Genomic DNA, 18,300 nt, shown 5'->3' on the forward strand with positions numbered 1-18,300 from the left:
GATTTCCGTCAATCTAATGCGTCTAAGCGGTCTTACTGACATGGCCGCTAATGTACTAACTCCTGCTTTTAGGTTTTTTGGCATTCCGTCTGAACTTGCAGAAATTACGCTGTTAAGACCCTTTAGCGGTTCGGGAAGCCTGGCTTTGTTAAACGATCTTATGGCAAAATACGGTGCAGACAGCTATGTTTCACGCTGCGCATGCGTCATTATGGGCTCGTCTGAAACAGTATTTTATGTCGCCGGAGTATATTTTGCTTCAAGCAAAGTAAAAAAACTGAGATTTGCCATTCCGGTTGCATTGATCTCAGCTTTTGTAAGCATTGTAGTTGGATGTTTTTTGGTAAGATTTTTATAATCAATCAAACTCTTTTATAGCTATTTGATACACTTCATTTTTGGATATTGAACGCTCGGATGCTACTTTTTTTATAGCTTCTTTCTTTTCTACGCCGCTGTCAAGATAGTATTTTAAATGCTCTTGAATTGACAAATTTACCAAAGGATTTTCTTTAGATTTTCCTTCTATAACAAGCACATATTCGCCCTTAGGGACAAGAGTTTGATAGTCTTTTAGATCAATAAAAATAATTTCTTCAAACAACTTGGTAATCTCTCTTATCACTGCAACTTTTCGACTGCCTAAACAAGAATATAAAACCTGCAAATCTGATACCAGATTATGCGGAGCGCTATAAACAATCATAGGCACTTCCAAATGCCCGTACATATTAATGGCATATTCTTTTTCTTTAGTTTTTTCAGGCAAAAAACCTATAAAAACAAAACCGTTTTCGCACATACCGCTAAGCGCCGCGGCATTAATCACTGCACTAGGTCCGCTTATAACGCTTACTGTGATGTCGTTTTGATAACATGCGTTGACAAGCCTGCTTCCGGGATCAGAAATGGTAGGCATGCCGGCATCAGTAATAAGCGCGATATTTTGACCGCTGTTAAGCTTGTCGATAATTTCAGGAATGCTTTTGGCTTCAGAAAATTTATGATAGCTCTTTAAAGGAGTTTTGATTTCAAAATGATTCAAAAGTTTTTTGCTGTGCAAAGTATCTTCGCAAAGAATCAAGTCCACATTTTTTAAAGTTTCTATAGCTCGCGGACTCATTTCATTCAAATTTCCTATTGGAGTAGCCGTTACAAATAATTTACCCTTCATTGCTGCACCTGCCGTAAATTCTTTTTAGCTCATCTGTTTCCTGTCCATTTTCATCATAAAGAACAAGATTGTTTTCAACCACAAGTCCGACATTGCCGTATGAATATGCTTCTATCATGACAAGAGTAGGCTTTAAGCCTGTTCTGCCTTGCACAAATCTAATGCGCTTAGGCTCAAATTTATTGCATGACAAATGATAAAATATCTCGCTTAGACGTTCGGTTTGATGAATAAGATAAAATCTTCCGCCGTATTTTATAAGGCTTGCCGCACTTTGGATTACTTCTTTTAATGATACTTTTATTTCATGTCTGCAAATAGCTATTTCAAGATTTTGATTTTTTTCGCCGTCACCCGGACGAGTATAAGGTGGATTGCAAATTACAGCATCCATAGTATGCTTCCCTAAAACCTGACAAGCCGTCTGCATAGGTTGATTAATTACTTTTATCTTTTGGTCTAGGTTGTTATAGTTAACGCTCAATTCGCTCATTTTGGCTAGGTATTCTTGAATTTCAACAGCATAAACTTGGTTTGCGTTATATTTGCCTGCCAGAAGTATAGAAATAATTCCGCTGCCGCTGCCCAAATCAGCAAATTTTTCGCCCTTTTTTACACGCGCAAAATTAGCTAATATAACAGCATCCGAAGTAAAGCAATATTTATCTTTGTGTTGAAAAATCTTTAGACCGTTGACCTGAAGATCGTCAAGTCTTAATTCGTTGATGTCAATTTCCATAGTAATAAAATTATTATACCTTAAATTCTCGCAATAAAAAACAAAAAGCCCTCTTAAAAATTTTTAAGAGTGGCTTTTAAACCTTAAATCAGATAAAAATATTATCTTATTCCTTGGGTGCAATAGCGCCTACAGGGCAAGTCTCTGCACAAGTACCGCAATCGATGCAAACATCTTCATTTATTTCGTAGTGAGTATCGCCTTGAGAAATTGCTTCTACAGGACATTCTGCAGCACAGCTACCGCAAGAAATGCATTCTTCACTTATTTTGTAAGCCATAGTAACTACTCCTAATTTTATTTAATATAATTATACCATTATTCCTAAAAATATCAAGGAATTAATAATATATAAATCATGATTCATCTATAAGGCTCTTAATGCTCTCGTCAATTATTACATCTTTTTCAAGCTCTTCCGCCAAAGTCTCTTTTGCTGTAACCTCAGAAGCCTTAAAATCTTTTATTTCAAAACCGTCTTTTACAGGCAGTTTTACTTTGACGGTTTCTTTGAGCATATTATTATAAACAACTATGCCAGTGCCTTCAGGAGTGGTAACTTCAGAATTGATTTTTGGCATATGTTTAGCGGTCTCTACATAATAATCGTTTTCATATTCAAGACAGCACATAAGTCTTCCGCAAAGTCCGCTTATCTTAGAAGGATTAAGCGACAATCCTTGATTTTTTGCCATCTTGATATTGACTTTGCTGTAATCTGATAAGTACGAACTGCAGCAGCATTCACGGCCGCACGGTGCAAGTCCGCCTAGCATTTTGCACTCGTCGCGAATACCTATCTGTCTTAATTCAATTCTGATTTTGAACACATAGGCAAGGTCTTTTACAAGCTCTCTAAAATCCACTCTGCCGTCAGAAGTAAAATAGAATATAATCTTGTTGCCGTCAAATGTATATTCTACATCTACAAGCTTCATGTCAAGATTATGCTTTTTTATCTTTTCTTCCGCCAGTTTCAAAGCCTGCGGAATTTTAGCCTGCTGTTCTTCAAGCTTTTTAAAATCTTCTTCGGTAGCTTTTCTGATTACAGGTTTTAGAGGCTGAATAATCTTGCTCTCATCAACATTGCGAGGAGTTATAACTACTGTGCCAAATTCTATTCCGCGTGCAGTTTCTACAATGACTCCCTCGCCCTCAGAAAATTCCATATTTTCAGGTGAAAAATAATATATTTTATTAGTCTTTTTAAATTTTATTCCAACAATCATCGGCATAAAGCCTTAACCTCCAGATAAGAAAAAAGCAACTCGTCTATAATAGAAACAGTGTTTCCATTATAATACAAACGTTGCTGCATACGCACAATAAGGTCAAGTATTTGTGAACCTGCTTTCAAATTAATGCTTTCAGCAGCACTCATTATATCATTAATTCTGTTTTTGCACAACACAATATTTATAGTGGCACTTTGAACAACCATAATATCCCTTATAGCTATATAAAAGATGTCTAAAAACTCTTTCAGACGATTTTTGTAATTATCCAGCTTTTGGGCATACTGCAAAATATCAGGGCTTCTTTTCATATTGTTGATGATGTCAAAGACAAGGTTATAAATATCCTTAAATTCATCATCTTCCAAAAACTTAACGGCAAATTCAATCTTGCCACCGCTTATATCGGCAGCCAGCGGAATCAAATCATGGTATATGGGGGAATAAATTGATTTTAACTCGTTTTCCAGATCCTTAGTCTTAAAATTCTCAACAAAAAACATCTGAGAACGCGATTTTACAGTAGGCAGCACCATAGACTGATCTTTAGAAAACATCAAAAAAGTAACGCCCTTAGGCGGCTCTTCCAAAGTTTTCAAAATCTTGTTTTGTGCCGCGGCATTCATAGCATCCATATCAGTTATTACAAAAAGGTTTTTATCCGTACTGTAAGATTTTAAAACGCTAGACTCTATAATCTGGCTTACATCTTCGACATTAATTTTGCCTTTATAATAGTGAATATCAGAATGGTTATTGTTGATAACTTTTCGGCATTCTGGACATGTAAGACATGGAATTTCTTCTTTGCTAATGCAAAAGATACGACATAACAGCAAAGTCGCCAAATTATCTTTGATTTCGCTGTCGTCTGTAATCAATAAATACCCATGAGATAAATTGTCTGTCAAAACATCATTGGATATGGATTGGTAAACTCTAGTTTTTGCTAATAAATTCTGGTATTTTAACATCTAAATTTTAATAATCTGTTCCATTTCAACTATGAAGATAGTCGCGCCGCCGACCACAATTTCTTTGCCTATTTCATTTTCTATGGCAGAACGGTATTCACGCACTACCTTGCTAGAATCATATTTATGCTCTTTACATACGCTTTTTATTATATCAATCGCCTTAGGCGCTCTTTCTGCATTAGTTCCTATCAAAAGTGTGCTGGTGCCTATTTTCAAAAAACCGCCCGAAGATGCTAGCTTGGTAACCAAAAAGCCGCCTTTCATTAGTTCTTTGGTCAAAGTCTTGGTATCGCTTTTATTGACGACTGCTATAAGTAATTTCATATTTTCCCTCTTTTTCCCTTAATATCATCATTATACACAAAAACATATTCTTAAGCAATGACCAAAAAACAGAGGTTTTTAATAAAAAGTTTTATATGATATTTCTTTTCGACAATTCTAGAATAATTTTTTGCAATATATCATCTTGCGAACCATTGCCATCAATACTTATAATGCGGTCTTTAAATATCCTGCTAAGCTCCAAAAATCCGTTATAAACTTTTTGATGAAAATCAAAAGCTTCACTTTCGATACGGTCGTTTTTGTCAAATCCGCCTTTTCTCGAAAACGCATTATCAGGCGGCACGTTAAGAAAAATGGTTATATCAGGCCAGCAATTAGGCGTGGTCAGCTCAAAGATATCCTGTATGAATTTTATCCCTAGTCCCCTAGCATATCCCTGATATGCCAAAGTAGAGTCTATAAATCTATCGCAAACAACATATTTTCCGGCCTGCAGCGAAGGCAATATAAGCCCGTTGACATGCTCTATGCGTGATGCTGTGTATAACAATAATTCAGTCACGCCGGACATTCCAGCAAGACTTTTGTCCAATATTAGCTCTCTAATTTTTTCGGCTCTTTCTGTTCCGCCGGGTTCGCGTGTATCTACGACATCAAAATTTCGGCTTTTCAAATATTCTATCAAAAGCTTTTTTTGAGTAGATTTTCCGCTGCCGTCGCAGCCTTCTATTGTGATAAATTTTCCTTTCATATGTTTTCCAAAAAAATAGGGGTTAATTTTTAGCCCCAAATAGCAGATAATCTTTTGATATAGTTTAACATATATAAAATTATTTTAACACCAAAATTTTACCGTTGTTAACTCCAAATGTATTGGTGCGGGACAAAATCTCAACGACTTCTTTGGTTATTATTTCTCCACGCGCAATCACTGGAAGACAAGGAGGAAACAATCCAGCTTCTATCGCACTTATTCTGCCTTCGCTTTCGCTCAAATCAACATATTCTGTCTCTTGACGAGAAGCATCAATAAAGCTCATAGCCCTAGCAGGTCTAAATGACGGTCTTTGGTCATAATCGTAAGAAGGCAGGTCTTTAGCTTTTTTGAACATATCTTGAAGCGCTTCACTCAGTCTTTTTACCGTTTCTACACAATCCACAATTGATATAATAAATACAATATAACGTTCATTGCCAAATTCGCAATAGACATTATGATATTTTTGCAAGAACAAATCCGCCTGCGTTCCGTTGATGTTGTAAGGCTTCACGTCGATGACTATACGTGTAAAGTCATCATTTTTCATACGGAAAGGCAAATATTTATTTATTGCATCATATAGCGTTTTATAGTTTTCAGAATGTTCTTTTAAATATTCAGTCGCATATTCAAGTCCTGCCATAAACAAAAACGAAGGACTTGTAGTGGTGCTCAAATTCAAAATATTCTTTACGGACTTTTCTAACTTTTCGTCATTGACATTGAGATACGCTGTTTGTGTAAAAGCAGGCAATGTTTTGTGTGCACTCAAAACACAAGCGTCAGCATACTTGGTAGCGTTTTCGGGCAATAATGGCGAAGCACCAAAATGCGCTCCATGCGCGGCATCTACAAGCAAATATCTGTCGCCAATTATATTTTTAATAGCTTTTAAATCTGCATTTTGTCCATAGTAATTAGGTGAAGTTAAAAAAACCGCTTCAGCGTCAGGATTTGCTAATATGGCCTTTTCTATGGCTTCTGCGCTAAGCGGCAAGGATATATCTTCGACTATTTCGTTTTCAATTATAAGAGGTTCAACTCCCGACAGCAGACATCCGTTGAAGATGGATTTATGAGATGCTCTTCCAACTATTATTCTGCCTTTTGGCAATGCTGATATAAGTGTCAAAATTCCACTCGTCGTGCCGCTTATAAGATAGTGTGTATAATTGGCACTGTAATATTGTGCAGTCATTTTTTCTGCAGCAGGAAGATAAGACAGCGTACTTCCATAATCAGCTAGTTCTAGTTCTGTAATGTCAAGCGGATCTAATAATCCTTTGTGTCCAGGGGTATGAAACCTTAATGGATTTTTAGAAGAGTATTGCTTAATTAGTTCATAAATGCTCATTTGTTTTTCTTCTCGATATATTTATTTTTTAGACATTATAAATAGGGTTTTGCTTTAGGTAATTTATCGCAGTCCAAGCATGAGCATAATCTAAGGATTGTTTTTTTGCATTAAACACACCTTTATTTCCGCCGCCACTTGAGTTTGACAAATTAGGTAATATAACCCCCAAATAGTATTTGTTTTTTACGCCAGTAGGATTCCCTTCTTTGTCAAGAACTTCTCCGTAATTTAAGAATAAGTTGTTTCCCAAAGAGTTCAGCTCAATTCCGAAGGTGTAATTCATAATGTATTCTTGAATAAACTCTTCATTAATATTATATCCGCTGAATTCTTGAACATATTGGTCATATTGACCTTGATCAAAAATATAATAGCTTGAAAAGTCTTCTTCTTTTAGATAGGGCTTTATAGTTGTAATTTCTTGGTCTTTTTGTAATGTAAAGCCTAAAAAAACATTGCCTTTTATTGATTGGTTAGTCTTTTTAGTACTTTTATCAATTGTATATACATAATCAAATGCAATCAGTCTTCCAGTGCTTACCAAAAATCTCATAGCCTCTTCATCGGCTATAACAAGATCATAAATTGTATAAGAGGTCTCCAACAACTGACCAAATGTCGTATCATTTTTATTATAATCATGATAATAAAAATTGACCTCTTTAACAGTATTATCGCCCATGTCAGAAAGATACTTGATAAAATCTGCTTCAAACCTTTCGGTCTGTTCATCATCAAAAGGCACAGTAATAAAAATATCCAACTTTTGATAATCTTTTAGCTTATCAAGCGTTGAATATATAAAAACCCATAAAAAAACAGCAATCAAGATAAATACGATATATTTAAACCAATCGTATTCAAGGTGATTATTAAATCTTTCTTTTGTAATTCTGTTATCCATTACGCTTTTTTAGGTTTCATCGTAGGGAATAATATTACATCTCTTATTGAAGAGCTGTCTGTCAATAACATTACAAGCCTATCAATACCAATACCCAATCCGCCAGTAGGAGGCATACCATATTCCAAAGCCTTTACAAAGTCTTCATCGTTCATCTGGGCTTCTTCATCGCCTTGCGCACGCATCTCGGCTTGCGCCATAAATCTTGCACGTTGGTCAATAGGGTCATTTAACTCGCTATATGCATTGCCCATCTCTCTGCCGCAGATAAACATCTCAAATCTCTCTGTAAGTCTAGGATCACTTGCTTTTTTCTTAGCCAAAGGTGATACTTCTACAGGATAATCTATAACAAATGTAGGCTGAATGAGTTTTGACTCTACAAGCTGGTCAAAAGCATCATACAGCAATCCACCCCATGTATCTGCTTGGGTTTCTACGCCTTTTGCCGTTAATTCTTTCTTTAGATTTTCTATATCTGTTCGTGTTGAAAAATCAATACCCACATATTCTTTTACAGCATCAAGCATAGACAATCTCTTGAAAGGTGTGGATAAGTTGACTTCTGTTCCTTGATAAGTTATTTCCTTATTAAGTCCTAATTTTTCTAGAACATAACTATAGATATTTTCCGTCAAAGTCATCATATCGTTATAGTCGTTATATGCAGCATAAAGTTCTACCATTGTAAATTCAGGATTGTGCTTAACGCTCATTCCTTCATTTCTGAACATTCTGCCCAATTCATATACTTTTTCAAAACCGCCGACTATAAGTCGTTTCAAATACAACTCAGGCGCAATTCTCATATACATCTTCAAGCCCAAAGTATTGTGATAAGTTTCAAACGGTCTTGCATTAGCTCCGCCTGGAATGGTATTAAGAATAGGAGTTTCAACTTCCAAAAAGCCTTGCTTATCAAGGTATTCTCTAATCGCAGAAATTATCTTGCTTCTTAATATAAATGCATTTTTAACTTCGGGATTAGCGATCAAATCTAGATATCTTTGACGATATCTAAGGTCTGTATCTTTTAATCCGTGATATTTTTCAGGTAACGGTAATAGCGACTTAGAAAGCAGTTCAATTTTAGTTACATGAATGCTAATTTCGCCTTTGTGAGTTTTGAAAACAGTACCATGTACGCCTAAAATATCACCAATATCCCATTTTTTGAATTCTTCATAATTGATATCAGGAGTGTCAGCACGAAGATATATCTGTATTTTCCCCAGATTATCCTGCAAGTGCGCAAAACTTGCCTTGCCCATTATACGCCTTGAAACCATTCTTCCGGCGATAGCAACGACACTACCTTCCAATTTTTCAAAATTATTAATTATATCCAAAGAATAGTGTGTTTTGTCAAACTTGACTTTCTCATAAGGATTGTTTCCTTCTCTTATAAGAGTTTCAAGCTTGTCCTTTCTTTGCTGATATATTTCTGTATCGTCCTGTACAATAGTGGTATCTAATTCTTGTTCTTGTGACATCAAAGTTATCCTTTTTACTATTAATATTAACTTATTTTTAAAATCTTAAATTTGATCTTTCCAGAGGGTACAGTTACTTCAACGACATCGTTTTTCTTATGTCCCAAAAGCGCTTTGCCTACGGGAGATTCGTTGCTTAGCTTACCTTCGCTGGGATTGGATTCGGATGGTCCGACTATTTTGTAAGTAAAGGTTTCGTCCAGATCCATGTCAAGAATTTTTACGGTGCAACCAGTACTAACCGTATCAATATCGCGTTTATCATCTTCTATAACGATGGCTGTACGAAGTTTTGCCTCAAGTTCTACAATTTCACCTTCAATCATCGATTGTTCTTCTTTTGCAGCATCATATTCAGAGTTTTCGCTAATATCACCAAACTCCCTTGCTTCCTTGATACGCGCTGCAACTTCTAATCGTGCGACATTCTTAAGATAATTAAGTCTGTCTTCCAGCTTTTTTTTGCCTTCTGCTGTAATTTGTTCTTGTGGCATTGCTCAAGCTCCTTTACAATTCAAAAATATTTGAACTATTTAATTGAATTATTATATATTATGCTTTTTGTAAAGTCAATCTATCTTTATGACCATTTCATTTTTACTTTTTGTTTAAGTTGAATAAATTAGTACAAAATTATACATCCAAAATATATTTATCTAAATCAAAAAATCAATGTTTCAAACTAGCAACTGTTAACTAAATATATGCAAAATTCGAATCAAAATGTTAAACCTTTTTATATTCCTGAATAAATTCTTCAATCCTATTTAAGGCTTCGGTCAGGCTTTTGAGTGCAGTGGCGTAGCAGGCTCTAACATGATATTTCCCAAATTCTCCAAAAACCGAACCCGGCACAACTGCGACCTTTTTCTTATTAAGCAGCTTTTCGGCAAATTCATCGCCATCCATGCCAGTGATACTTACATTGGGAAATGTATAAAAAGCACCGCGCGGCTCAAAGCAAGTCAATCCCATTTGGTTAAATCTATGAACGGTAAATCTTCTTCTTTTATCATAGTCTTCTTTCATAGCCTGTATTTCAGACCAGCCGTCAGCTGCACCGTTTTTTAGTGCTGCGATCGCGGCAAATTGAGAAAATGTAGGAGCGCACATTATAGTATATTGATGAATTTTGACTATGTGCTTTATTGCTTCTTTGGGAGCAGCCAAAAAGCCTATTCTCCAGCCAGTCATCGCAAAGGCTTTAGAAAAACCATTAATCAAAAATGTTCTTTCTCGCATATTAGGAAGGCTGGCGATACTTACATGGTTTTTTTCGTATGTAAGATAGCTATAAATCTCATCTGAAATGACAATCAAATCATGCTTTACTATAATCTCAGCAATCTTTTCTAGATCGCTTTTATCCATTATTCCGCCTGTAGGATTGTTGGGATAAGGAATTATTATAGCTTTAGTCTTAGAAGTGATCGCAGATAAAATATTTTCAGGTTTTAATTTGAAATTATTTTTTAACTCAGTTTTTACAGGAACAGGCACTCCGTCGCACAAAACCACACAGGGATGATAAGAGACATAAGACGGTTCGGGAATCAAAACTTCATCGCCCGGAGTTATTACCGCTCTCAAGCTTAAATCAATTGCTTCGCTTGCGCCTACTGTTACCAAAATCTCGTCTTTTGGGTCATAGCTCAATCCAAACATATCGTTAAGATATTTGCTTATTTCTTCGCGCAATTCAGCCATTCCCCAATTGGAAGTGTATTGAGTATAGCCTTTTTGTATGCTTTTGATGGCATAATCTCTTACATTCCAAGGCGTGATAAAATCAGGCTCGCCCACTCCAAGCGAGATTGCGTCAGGGTATTCTTTTACAAGATCAAAAAATTTTCTTATACCGCTCGGACGCAAGCTAGACACGCGCTTGCTTAATCGGCTTTCGATATCAAACATAAACAGGCAGCCTCTTGTTATCGTTTCCGTCCAACAGCACCCCGTTGTCCTTATATTTCTTTAGGATAAAATGAGTAGCAGTACCTATGACTTTTTCTAGGCAGGAAAGTTTTTGGGAAACAAACATTGCGACTTCTTTTAATGTTTTGCCTTCTACGATAACAGCCAAATCATAGCCGCCGCTCATAAGATACAAGCTTTTAACTTCCTTAAACTGATAGATTTCTTCGGCGATAGCGTCAAAGCCCCTGTTGTGCTGAGGGTTAACCTTGACCTCTATAAATGCTTCGACCAAGTCTTTGTCCGTTTTTTCTTCATTGATGATAGCGGTATATTTTACGATAATGCCATTGGCTTCTAAAGCCTTGATTGTATCTTTGACTTTATTTTCTTCCACATTAAGCATTACGGCGATTTCGTGAGGAGTGTGCCGTGAATCGTCTTTTATAATGCGTAAAATATCATTTTCCAACTTGGTCATATCTTTACTCCTTTTTAAGGATTTTTGAACTTTATTTTTTAAGATTACTCTTTTTCAAGATTATGCCGGTTTTTATCACTTTATGAATTTTTGACACTGTTTAGAAGTCCGCCTTCTAGCAACATCTTTATAGAACGCTTGCTTATATTAAGAACAGTTTTGATCGTTTTGTTTTTGGTCAAATTTTTTACCTCTACAACACCGCTTCTTACCTGCTCTTGAGCGTTTTCAACAACCAATTCATCGCCTTGTTCTATTTCTTTGTAATCGTTTTCATCCGCAAATTCTAGCGGCAAAATTCCGTTATTGATAAGGTTATCCCTATGAATTCTAGCAAAAGACAATGCAAGCACTCCTTTTATATTCAAATACAAAGGCACCAAAGCGGCATGTTCTCTTGATGACCCTTGACCGTAATTAATGCCTGCAACCAAAAATCCGCCGCCCTGCTCTTTTGCGCGCTTAGGAAATTCACTGTCAACAGGAGTAAGGCAATATTCCGAAAGATAAGGAATATTTGATCTAAAAGGCAAAAGCTTGGAATCAGACGGCATAATATGATCGGTTGTGATATTATCAGTCATTTTCAAAAGCACTTTGCCATTTACCGTTTGAGGCAGCTTGGTATTAACAGGAAAAGGCTTGATGTTGGGACCTCTTACTATTTCTATATCTTTATAATCAGAAGGATTTAATATCAAATTATCATTAATGAAAAAGCTCTTGGGCATTTCGACTTCTATAGTTTTGCCAAGATATTCTTTGGGCGAAGTGAGTTTGCCTGTCAAAGCAGTGACTGCGGCTGTTTCTGCGCTTACCAAATATACATTTGCGCTTTTTGTTCCGCTTCTGCCATAAAAATTACGGTTAAATGTTCTTACCGAAACAGCGCCTGTTTTGGGCGATTGTCCCATGCCTATACAAGGACCGCAAGCACATTCTAGTATTCTAGCACCTGCTGAAATCATGTCATACAATGCGCCGTTTTGCGCCAGCATGCTCAAAACCTGCTTACTTCCTGGGCTTATGGTAAGACTAACGGTGGGATGAACGGTTTTTCCCTTCAAAATTGTGGCCACTCTCATCATATCAAGATATGATGAGTTGGTGCAGCTTCCTATACAAACCTGATCAACTTTCAAATCCTCTATTTCACTTACTTTTTTCACATTATCGGGTGAGTGGGGACAAGCAACCAAAGGTTCAAGTGTGGATAGATCTATAACTATCTTTTCATCATATTGGGCATCTTCATCAGCTTTTAATTCTACATAATCACTCTCTCTGCCCTGTGAAGCCAAAAACTGTCTGGTTATATCGTCACTAGGGAATATCGAAGTTGTCGCACCCAGTTCTGCGCCCATATTAGTAATAGTTGCACGTTCAGGAACACTCAAAGTTGCGACTCCTTCTCCGCTGTATTCTATAATCTTACCTACGCCGCCTTTTACGCTCAAAATTCTTAAGACTTCTAAGATAATATCTTTTGCGGCTGTGCAGCCTGTAAGTTTGCCTTTGAGTTCTACATTAACAATCTTAGGCATTGTAAGATGATATGCCCCGCCGCCCATAGCAACAGCCACATCAAGTCCGCCCGCGCCTATTGCTAGCATGCCTATACCGCCATTGGTTGGCGTATGTGAATCTGAACCCAAAAGCGTCATGCCAGGAACGCCAAACCTTTCTAAATGCACCTGATGGCATATTCCGTTGCCAGGCTTGCTCACATAAACGCCATGCTTTAACGCTGTGCTTATAATATATGCATGGTCGTCTGCATTTTCAAATCCTGTCTGCAAAGTGTTATGGTCTATGTAAGCGACTGACTTTTTAGTCTTAACCTTGTCAATACCCATTGCTTCAAATTGCAGATACGCCATAGTACCCGTAGAGTCTTGAGTCAAAGTCTGGTCGATTTTTATCGCGATCTCCTCACCTGCAACCATATTGCCTTCAACCAGGTGAGATTGAATAATTTTGTATGCTAAGCTTTTGTTCATATTATTAACCTTTTATACACTATATTTTTGGAATATTTTATCACACTAAATAAAAAAAGTAAACGTATAATTATTTTTAATTGTTATTAATATGCAAAAGATATTTAAAATACTAAACTGTGCAAAATAAAAAAATGAAATTAATCTGACAAGGATTTTTTGTCTGAGGGGTCTTCTTTACAATATTCTAAAATAAGTTTGTCGAAATCAATATATTCTATAAAATCATCTTTTTTGAAAGTGGCTATATTAAACGACATAAAATGATTGATATGCTTTTTTAAAATGACAGGAGTAGGAATATCAAGGTCATTGCAGATCTTGCTTACATAATCAAAAAAATCGGATTTAACGAACTTGCCGTCAAACTTAATCAATTCGTTTTTTTTGATCTTTTCATCTAATTGTGTTTTTACCCATATAGAAAACATAAATTAATCCAACAAAATATTAAAAAGGAAAACAACCGTATGCCAAATCACAATAGCGCTACGGCTTTAAACCTTTATTCTTATTATATAACATTATATTCAAATAAATATATTTAATTTTTAAAAAAAGACAAAGTTTTAAACAGTGGTATAAGCTGCCACAACTTCACTAAAAAACATGGTATGATAGTTTTTAGTCAAATAAAATTGCTGCTTAATTTTGGGATCAAAAAGATTAAAGCCTTCCATGCCAGCTTTATAAATAACTTTACATTCCAAGTGCAATCCACAGTCTGCCACAATATAAGTATCAACCATTCTGGCACGACTAGGATGCAGATGCAGTTCTTTAAATTTGTCTGTCGTTCTGCCTGTTATTTGGCTGCAGCGAACCAATTCTTTTGAAAGGTCTTTTCTAGGTACAGATATAGTAAATTCATGATACTGTTCTAGCAAATCATACGTATATCTTGTATATCTTACAGGCGTAATAATAATCGGTTTGTTCCAAATATAACCGACAGCACCCCAACCCAAAGTCATAAGATTGGGCGGATTTTTTCCAGAAACCAAAAACACGCCTATACGCTTCATAACATTCATGGCTTCTGTAAGATATTTTTCATTAATAACCATTTATTTGCCTCCTTAGATTTATTATACCAAAAATTACACTTTTAGCAGAAATTTTTTAATATCTAGTGAATATAAAAAAATAACAAAAAGGTTGCTATTTTTAACGCTATTAATTAAAATAATTTTATTATGAAAAAAATAAACAAATCATTATTAACATTACAGATTGTAAGAGGCGCAATAATAGCCGCTTTATATGCAGGACTTACAATACTATTGCAACCGATTTCTTACGGGCCTTTGCAATTTAGAGTATCCGAAGCATTGACTATTTTACCGTTATTTTTTGTTGAAGCAATACCAGGACTTACTATTGGTTGCTTTATAGCAAATGCCTATATGTACGGACCTATTGATATGATCTTTGGTTCGCTGGCAACTTTGATAGCGTCAATTTTGACTAGGTATTCTAGAAAGATTTGGCTTGGGATTATACCTCCCATAGTTATTAATGCTTTGGTTATTCCATTAGTTTTTATAATGGTCGGTGAAGATGTCGTATACTGGTTTAGTGTTTTGACTATGTTTATAGGTCAAACAGGTGCTATTATTGGTTTAGGTGTCCCGCTGTATTATGCACTAAAACCACTTATCAAAAAAGGCGTTTTGAAAATCCCTGAATATAAGACTAAGTAACAAGATATTACCTTTTGTGACAAATTTGAAAAATGCTTGGCAATCTATCTTCAAAAATAATTGATATTATTAGGGTATAAAAAGACGCCAATGGTCAATAATCATTTTGCTCATCATTTTCCCCCTTATAATAAGCATCAAGGACGGCCATCCCCCCTAAAATAAGTTAAACGGCTGTCCTTTTTGCTATATTGCTCTTTTTTACTGTATTGATGCTTTTTTTCTTATAAATTTCCAAACATCAGTTGATTTATTATGCTTTCCAAATATTCTTGACTTCCGCTTTCTACTGTTACATCTTTCAATGTCAACGCATGTTCAGCCAGTTCTTTTAAGTTAGTTTTGCCCTCTACAATTTTCTTGCCTATGCCAGTTTGATAACTTTGATATCTTTTTTCTACAAATTCGTTTATCCTGCCGTCTTTTATAATTTTGTCCGCAATAATAAGACCTGCCGCAAAAGCATCCATACCTGCAATATGTGATAAAAATATTTCTTTATATGTATTGGAGCTTCTTCTTGCTTTGGCGTCAAAATTAAGTCCGCCGTTAGTAAATCCGCCAGCAGACAAAACCTCATACATACAAAACGTGGTCTGATATATATCTGTCGGGAATTGGTCAGTATCCCAGCCTAACAACATATCTCCTTGGTTAGCGTCAATAGAACCAAACATATTATTATCGCATGCCACTCTTAATTCATGCTGGAATGTATGTCCTGCCAAAGTTGCATGGTTGGCTTCTATATTTAATTTGAAATCTTTTTCTAAATCATACGCTCTCAAAAAGCCTATCACTGTTGCGGCATCAAAATCATACTGATGTTTTGTGGGTTCTTTGGGCTTAGGCTCAATATAAAAATCGCCCTTAAAGCCTATGCTGCGTCCATGATCCACAGCCATTTTCAAAAATCTTGCCATGTTTTCAATTTCAAGTTTCATATTGGTGTTAAGCAAAGTTTCATAGCCTTCGCGTCCGCCCCAGAAAACATAGCCTGTTCCGCCTAGTTCTACTGTGGCGTCAAGCGCTTCTTTTACCTGCGCTGCAGCATAGCAAAAAACATCGGCTGACGGTGATGTCGCAGCGCCGTTCATATATCTAGGATGTGCAAAGAGTTTTGCCGTTCCCCAAAGAAGTTTTTTGTTATATTGCTTTTGAAGTTCCTTTAAAAGTTCTAAAATCTTGTGAAAATTTTCATTGGTTTCTGCCAAAGTTTCGCCTTCGGGAGCAATATCTCTATCGTGAAAACAATAATAATCTATTCCCAGCTTATCCATTATTTCAAAAGCGGCATAAGCCTTATTTTGATAAATCTCCATGGGCGTTTTTCCGTCAAAGCTTTTATTTATCGAAGCATCGCCAAACATATCCACGCCTTCGCCGCATAGAGTATGCCAATAGCTCATAGCAAACTTAAGATGCTCACGCATCGGTTTTCCGTTAATTTTTCTGTCTGCGTCATAAAACTTAAAACTCAAGGGATTTTTACTGTCTGCCCCTTCGTACTTTATTTTAGGAATATCCTTAAACCACTCTTTCATTTATTTCACCTCACTTAATTTTTTGAACGAATCTTTTAACTTGCCATATAAGTTTTTATAAATTTCATAATATTTGTCATAAATACTTGAGTTATTATAATCAGGCAAAACCTTGGTCTTAGGTTTGATTATGTCATGGCAGGCTTGCTGAACGCTCTTGTATGTGCCTACCCCTACTCCTGCCAAAATCGCAACACCCAGACACCCGCCTGCGTCCTGATGAACGGTGCAGACTTCTTGCCTGAAGTTATCTGCCAAAATCTTTCTCCAATACTCGCTCTTGGCTCCTCCGCCGCCTGCTATCACACGCTTAGGCTTGATGCCAAGGCCAAGCAGGATTTCCAAGCAATCTCTTTGGCTGTATGTTATCCCTTCTATAACTGCTCTAGCAAAATGAGCTTTTGTATGTATGTTGCTTATTCCAAAAAACACTCCGCGTGCCAAAGTATCAAGATGAGGCGTGCGCTCACCCATAAGATAGGGCAAGAATAATAAATTATCCGCACCAATTTTTATTTTTTCAACCTGCTGCATTAAAATGTCGTACACATCAGCTTGATTTTCTTTGGCTTGCTGTATTTCAGACTGGCAGAAATTATCTTTAAACCACTTAAGACTAAGTCCTGCGCCTTGCGTTACGCCCATGACATGCCATTTTCCCTCAACCGCATGACAAAAAGTATGAACTCTGCCCAGCTTGTCAATCAAAGGATTGTCAGTATGAGCAAAAACCACGCCGCTAGAACCCAAAGTATCTGAAACAATACCTTCTTCTATAATGCCGCAGCCCACCGCGCTTGCAGCCTGATCTCCTGCTCCGCCCGCAACAGGCGTACCTTTTTTTAGTCCTGTAATCTCTGCTGCCTTTTCATTGACATAGCCGCTAATATATGAGCTTTCAAAAACTTGAGGCAAAATTTTATAGTCGATTTCCAAAAGTTCGCACAATTCTTGCGACCATTTTCTTTTGGGTACATCAAGCAATTGCATTCCGCTGGCATCGCTTACCTCAGTAGCCAAAACGCCTGTCAGCTTGAATCTTATATAATCTTTAGGCAGCAAGATATGAGCGCATTGTTTATATATATCAGGCTCATTATCTCTGACCCACAATAATTTGGCTGCAGTAAATGCAGGCATTGCGGGATTGGCGGATATATCTATAAGTCTGTTGCCGCAAATATCTTCAATATTTTTTGCCTGAACATTGCTTCTGCCGTCGCACCAGATAATAGAATTTCTCAAAAGATTTTTTGAACTGTCCAGCATTACAAGTCCGTGCATTTGTCCGGACAATCCAATTCCGATAATATCTTTTGGATCTATCTTGCTCTTAGAAATAACATCTCTTAGTCCCAAAACTGTTGCATCCCACCAGTCTTCCGGGTTTTGCTCAGCCCAGCCGTTTTGAGGCTGAAATAGCTGATAATCAAAGGTCGAAGATGCAATAAGCTTACCGGAAACATCAAACAAAGCGGTTTTTGTACCGCTTGTACCTATATCTATTCCTATTAAATAGCTCATCTTTTTCACTCCACTAAGCTTTTAATTTTATCTTCAAAACCGTTATATCCTGATGTTTTGACGGCGAAATTTCGGCAAATGTGTTTTTGGGATAATTGGCGGCTATCCATTCAGTCATTAATTTGATTTCGCTTGCGTCATTTAGCATAACAATGCTTTCTATGTCTTTTTTGTCTATTGATGAAAGTTCCAGACACGGACCTAAAG

General features: G+C 36.5%; 21 protein-coding genes. 2 read left to right on the plus strand and 19 right to left on the minus strand.

Features of this window, described 5'->3' with window-relative positions; genetic code table 11:
• The coding region (locus VIL26_06765) for a nucleoside recognition domain-containing protein (protein ID HEY8390630.1) at positions 1-358 on the plus strand (358 nt) is incomplete at its 5' end.
• Here the strand turns inward: VIL26_06765 and rsmI are convergent.
• From rsmI to VIL26_06845, 16 genes are all read right to left on the minus strand, one after another.
• Complete coding sequence (gene rsmI, locus VIL26_06770) at positions 359-1,174, minus strand: 16S rRNA (cytidine(1402)-2'-O)-methyltransferase (GenBank protein ID HEY8390631.1); 816 nt, start codon at positions 1,172-1,174, stop codon at positions 359-361. It abuts the gene before it with no gap.
• The gene (locus VIL26_06775; protein ID HEY8390632.1) at positions 1,164-1,913 is read right to left on the minus strand and encodes a tRNA1(Val) (adenine(37)-N6)-methyltransferase; all 750 of its coding nucleotides are present in this window, start codon (positions 1,911-1,913) and stop codon (positions 1,164-1,166) included. The genes rsmI and VIL26_06775 overlap by 11 nt, the downstream gene beginning before the upstream one ends.
• A gap of 106 nt (positions 1,914-2,019) precedes the next feature.
• Positions 2,020-2,193, minus strand: coding sequence for a 4Fe-4S binding protein (locus tag VIL26_06780; GenBank protein ID HEY8390633.1), 174 nt, complete (start codon positions 2,191-2,193; stop codon positions 2,020-2,022).
• A 76-nt stretch (positions 2,194-2,269) separates the two neighbouring features.
• Positions 2,270-3,148 (minus strand): stage 0 sporulation family protein, encoded by an 879-nt coding sequence (locus VIL26_06785; protein HEY8390634.1) that lies wholly within the window; start codon positions 3,146-3,148, stop codon positions 2,270-2,272.
• Positions 3,139-4,122 (minus strand): hypothetical protein, encoded by a 984-nt coding sequence (locus VIL26_06790; GenBank protein ID HEY8390635.1) that lies wholly within the window; start codon positions 4,120-4,122, stop codon positions 3,139-3,141. Before VIL26_06790 ends, VIL26_06785 begins: the two co-directional genes overlap by 10 nt.
• Complete coding sequence (locus tag VIL26_06795; GenBank protein ID HEY8390636.1) at positions 4,123-4,449, minus strand: cyclic-di-AMP receptor; 327 nt, start codon at positions 4,447-4,449, stop codon at positions 4,123-4,125.
• A gap of 91 nt (positions 4,450-4,540) precedes the next feature.
• Positions 4,541-5,164, minus strand: a complete 624-nt coding sequence (gene tmk / locus VIL26_06800; GenBank protein ID HEY8390637.1) for a dTMP kinase — start codon at positions 5,162-5,164, stop codon at positions 4,541-4,543.
• 79 nt (positions 5,165-5,243) lie between these two features.
• Entirely contained in the window at positions 5,244-6,527 is a 1,284-nt protein-coding gene (locus VIL26_06805) for a DegT/DnrJ/EryC1/StrS family aminotransferase (protein ID HEY8390638.1), read from the minus strand.
• 28 nt (positions 6,528-6,555) lie between these two features.
• On the minus strand, positions 6,556-7,434 hold the full coding sequence (locus VIL26_06810) for a hypothetical protein (protein ID HEY8390639.1): 879 nt from the start codon (positions 7,432-7,434) through the stop codon (positions 6,556-6,558).
• Entirely contained in the window at positions 7,434-8,927 is a 1,494-nt protein-coding gene (gene lysS / locus VIL26_06815; GenBank protein HEY8390640.1) for a lysine--tRNA ligase, read from the minus strand. The genes VIL26_06810 and lysS overlap by 1 nt, the downstream gene beginning before the upstream one ends.
• Before the next feature lie 26 nt (positions 8,928-8,953).
• Positions 8,954-9,421 (minus strand): transcription elongation factor GreA, encoded by a 468-nt coding sequence (greA, locus tag VIL26_06820; protein HEY8390641.1) that lies wholly within the window; start codon positions 9,419-9,421, stop codon positions 8,954-8,956.
• Positions 9,422-9,653: 232 nt separating this feature from the next.
• Positions 9,654-10,832, minus strand: a complete 1,179-nt coding sequence (locus VIL26_06825; protein HEY8390642.1) for an aminotransferase class I/II-fold pyridoxal phosphate-dependent enzyme — start codon at positions 10,830-10,832, stop codon at positions 9,654-9,656.
• 1 nt (position 10,833) lies between these two features.
• Positions 10,834-11,322, minus strand: coding sequence for an Lrp/AsnC family transcriptional regulator (locus VIL26_06830; protein HEY8390643.1), 489 nt, complete (start codon positions 11,320-11,322; stop codon positions 10,834-10,836).
• An 80-nt stretch (positions 11,323-11,402) separates the two neighbouring features.
• Entirely contained in the window at positions 11,403-13,322 is a 1,920-nt protein-coding gene (locus tag VIL26_06835; protein HEY8390644.1) for an aconitate hydratase, read from the minus strand.
• Between the two features lie 140 nt (positions 13,323-13,462).
• On the minus strand, positions 13,463-13,753 hold the full coding sequence (locus VIL26_06840) for a hypothetical protein (GenBank protein ID HEY8390645.1): 291 nt from the start codon (positions 13,751-13,753) through the stop codon (positions 13,463-13,465).
• Between the two features lie 138 nt (positions 13,754-13,891).
• The gene (locus VIL26_06845; protein ID HEY8390646.1) at positions 13,892-14,389 is read right to left on the minus strand and encodes a flavin reductase; all 498 of its coding nucleotides are present in this window, start codon (positions 14,387-14,389) and stop codon (positions 13,892-13,894) included.
• A 129-nt stretch (positions 14,390-14,518) separates the two neighbouring features.
• Between VIL26_06845 and VIL26_06850 the strand changes: the two genes are divergently transcribed.
• Positions 14,519-15,025 (plus strand): QueT transporter family protein, encoded by a 507-nt coding sequence (locus tag VIL26_06850; protein ID HEY8390647.1) that lies wholly within the window; start codon positions 14,519-14,521, stop codon positions 15,023-15,025.
• A gap of 224 nt (positions 15,026-15,249) precedes the next feature.
• Here VIL26_06850 and xylA read toward each other — a convergent pair whose 3' ends face one another.
• The 3 genes from xylA to VIL26_06865 all read right to left on the minus strand — a co-directional run.
• A complete protein-coding gene (gene xylA / locus VIL26_06855; protein ID HEY8390648.1) occupies positions 15,250-16,569 on the minus strand; it encodes a xylose isomerase in 1,320 nt (439 codons plus the stop codon).
• A complete protein-coding gene (xylB, locus tag VIL26_06860; protein ID HEY8390649.1) occupies positions 16,570-18,093 on the minus strand; it encodes a xylulokinase in 1,524 nt (507 codons plus the stop codon). It abuts the gene before it with no gap.
• A 13-nt stretch (positions 18,094-18,106) separates the two neighbouring features.
• A partial coding sequence (locus tag VIL26_06865) for a hypothetical protein (protein ID HEY8390650.1) occupies positions 18,107-18,300 on the minus strand: 194 nt, incomplete at its 5' end.

It is taken from the genome of Clostridia bacterium (assembly GCA_036562685.1).
GTDB lineage: Bacteria > Bacillota > Clostridia > Christensenellales > DUVY01 > DUVY01.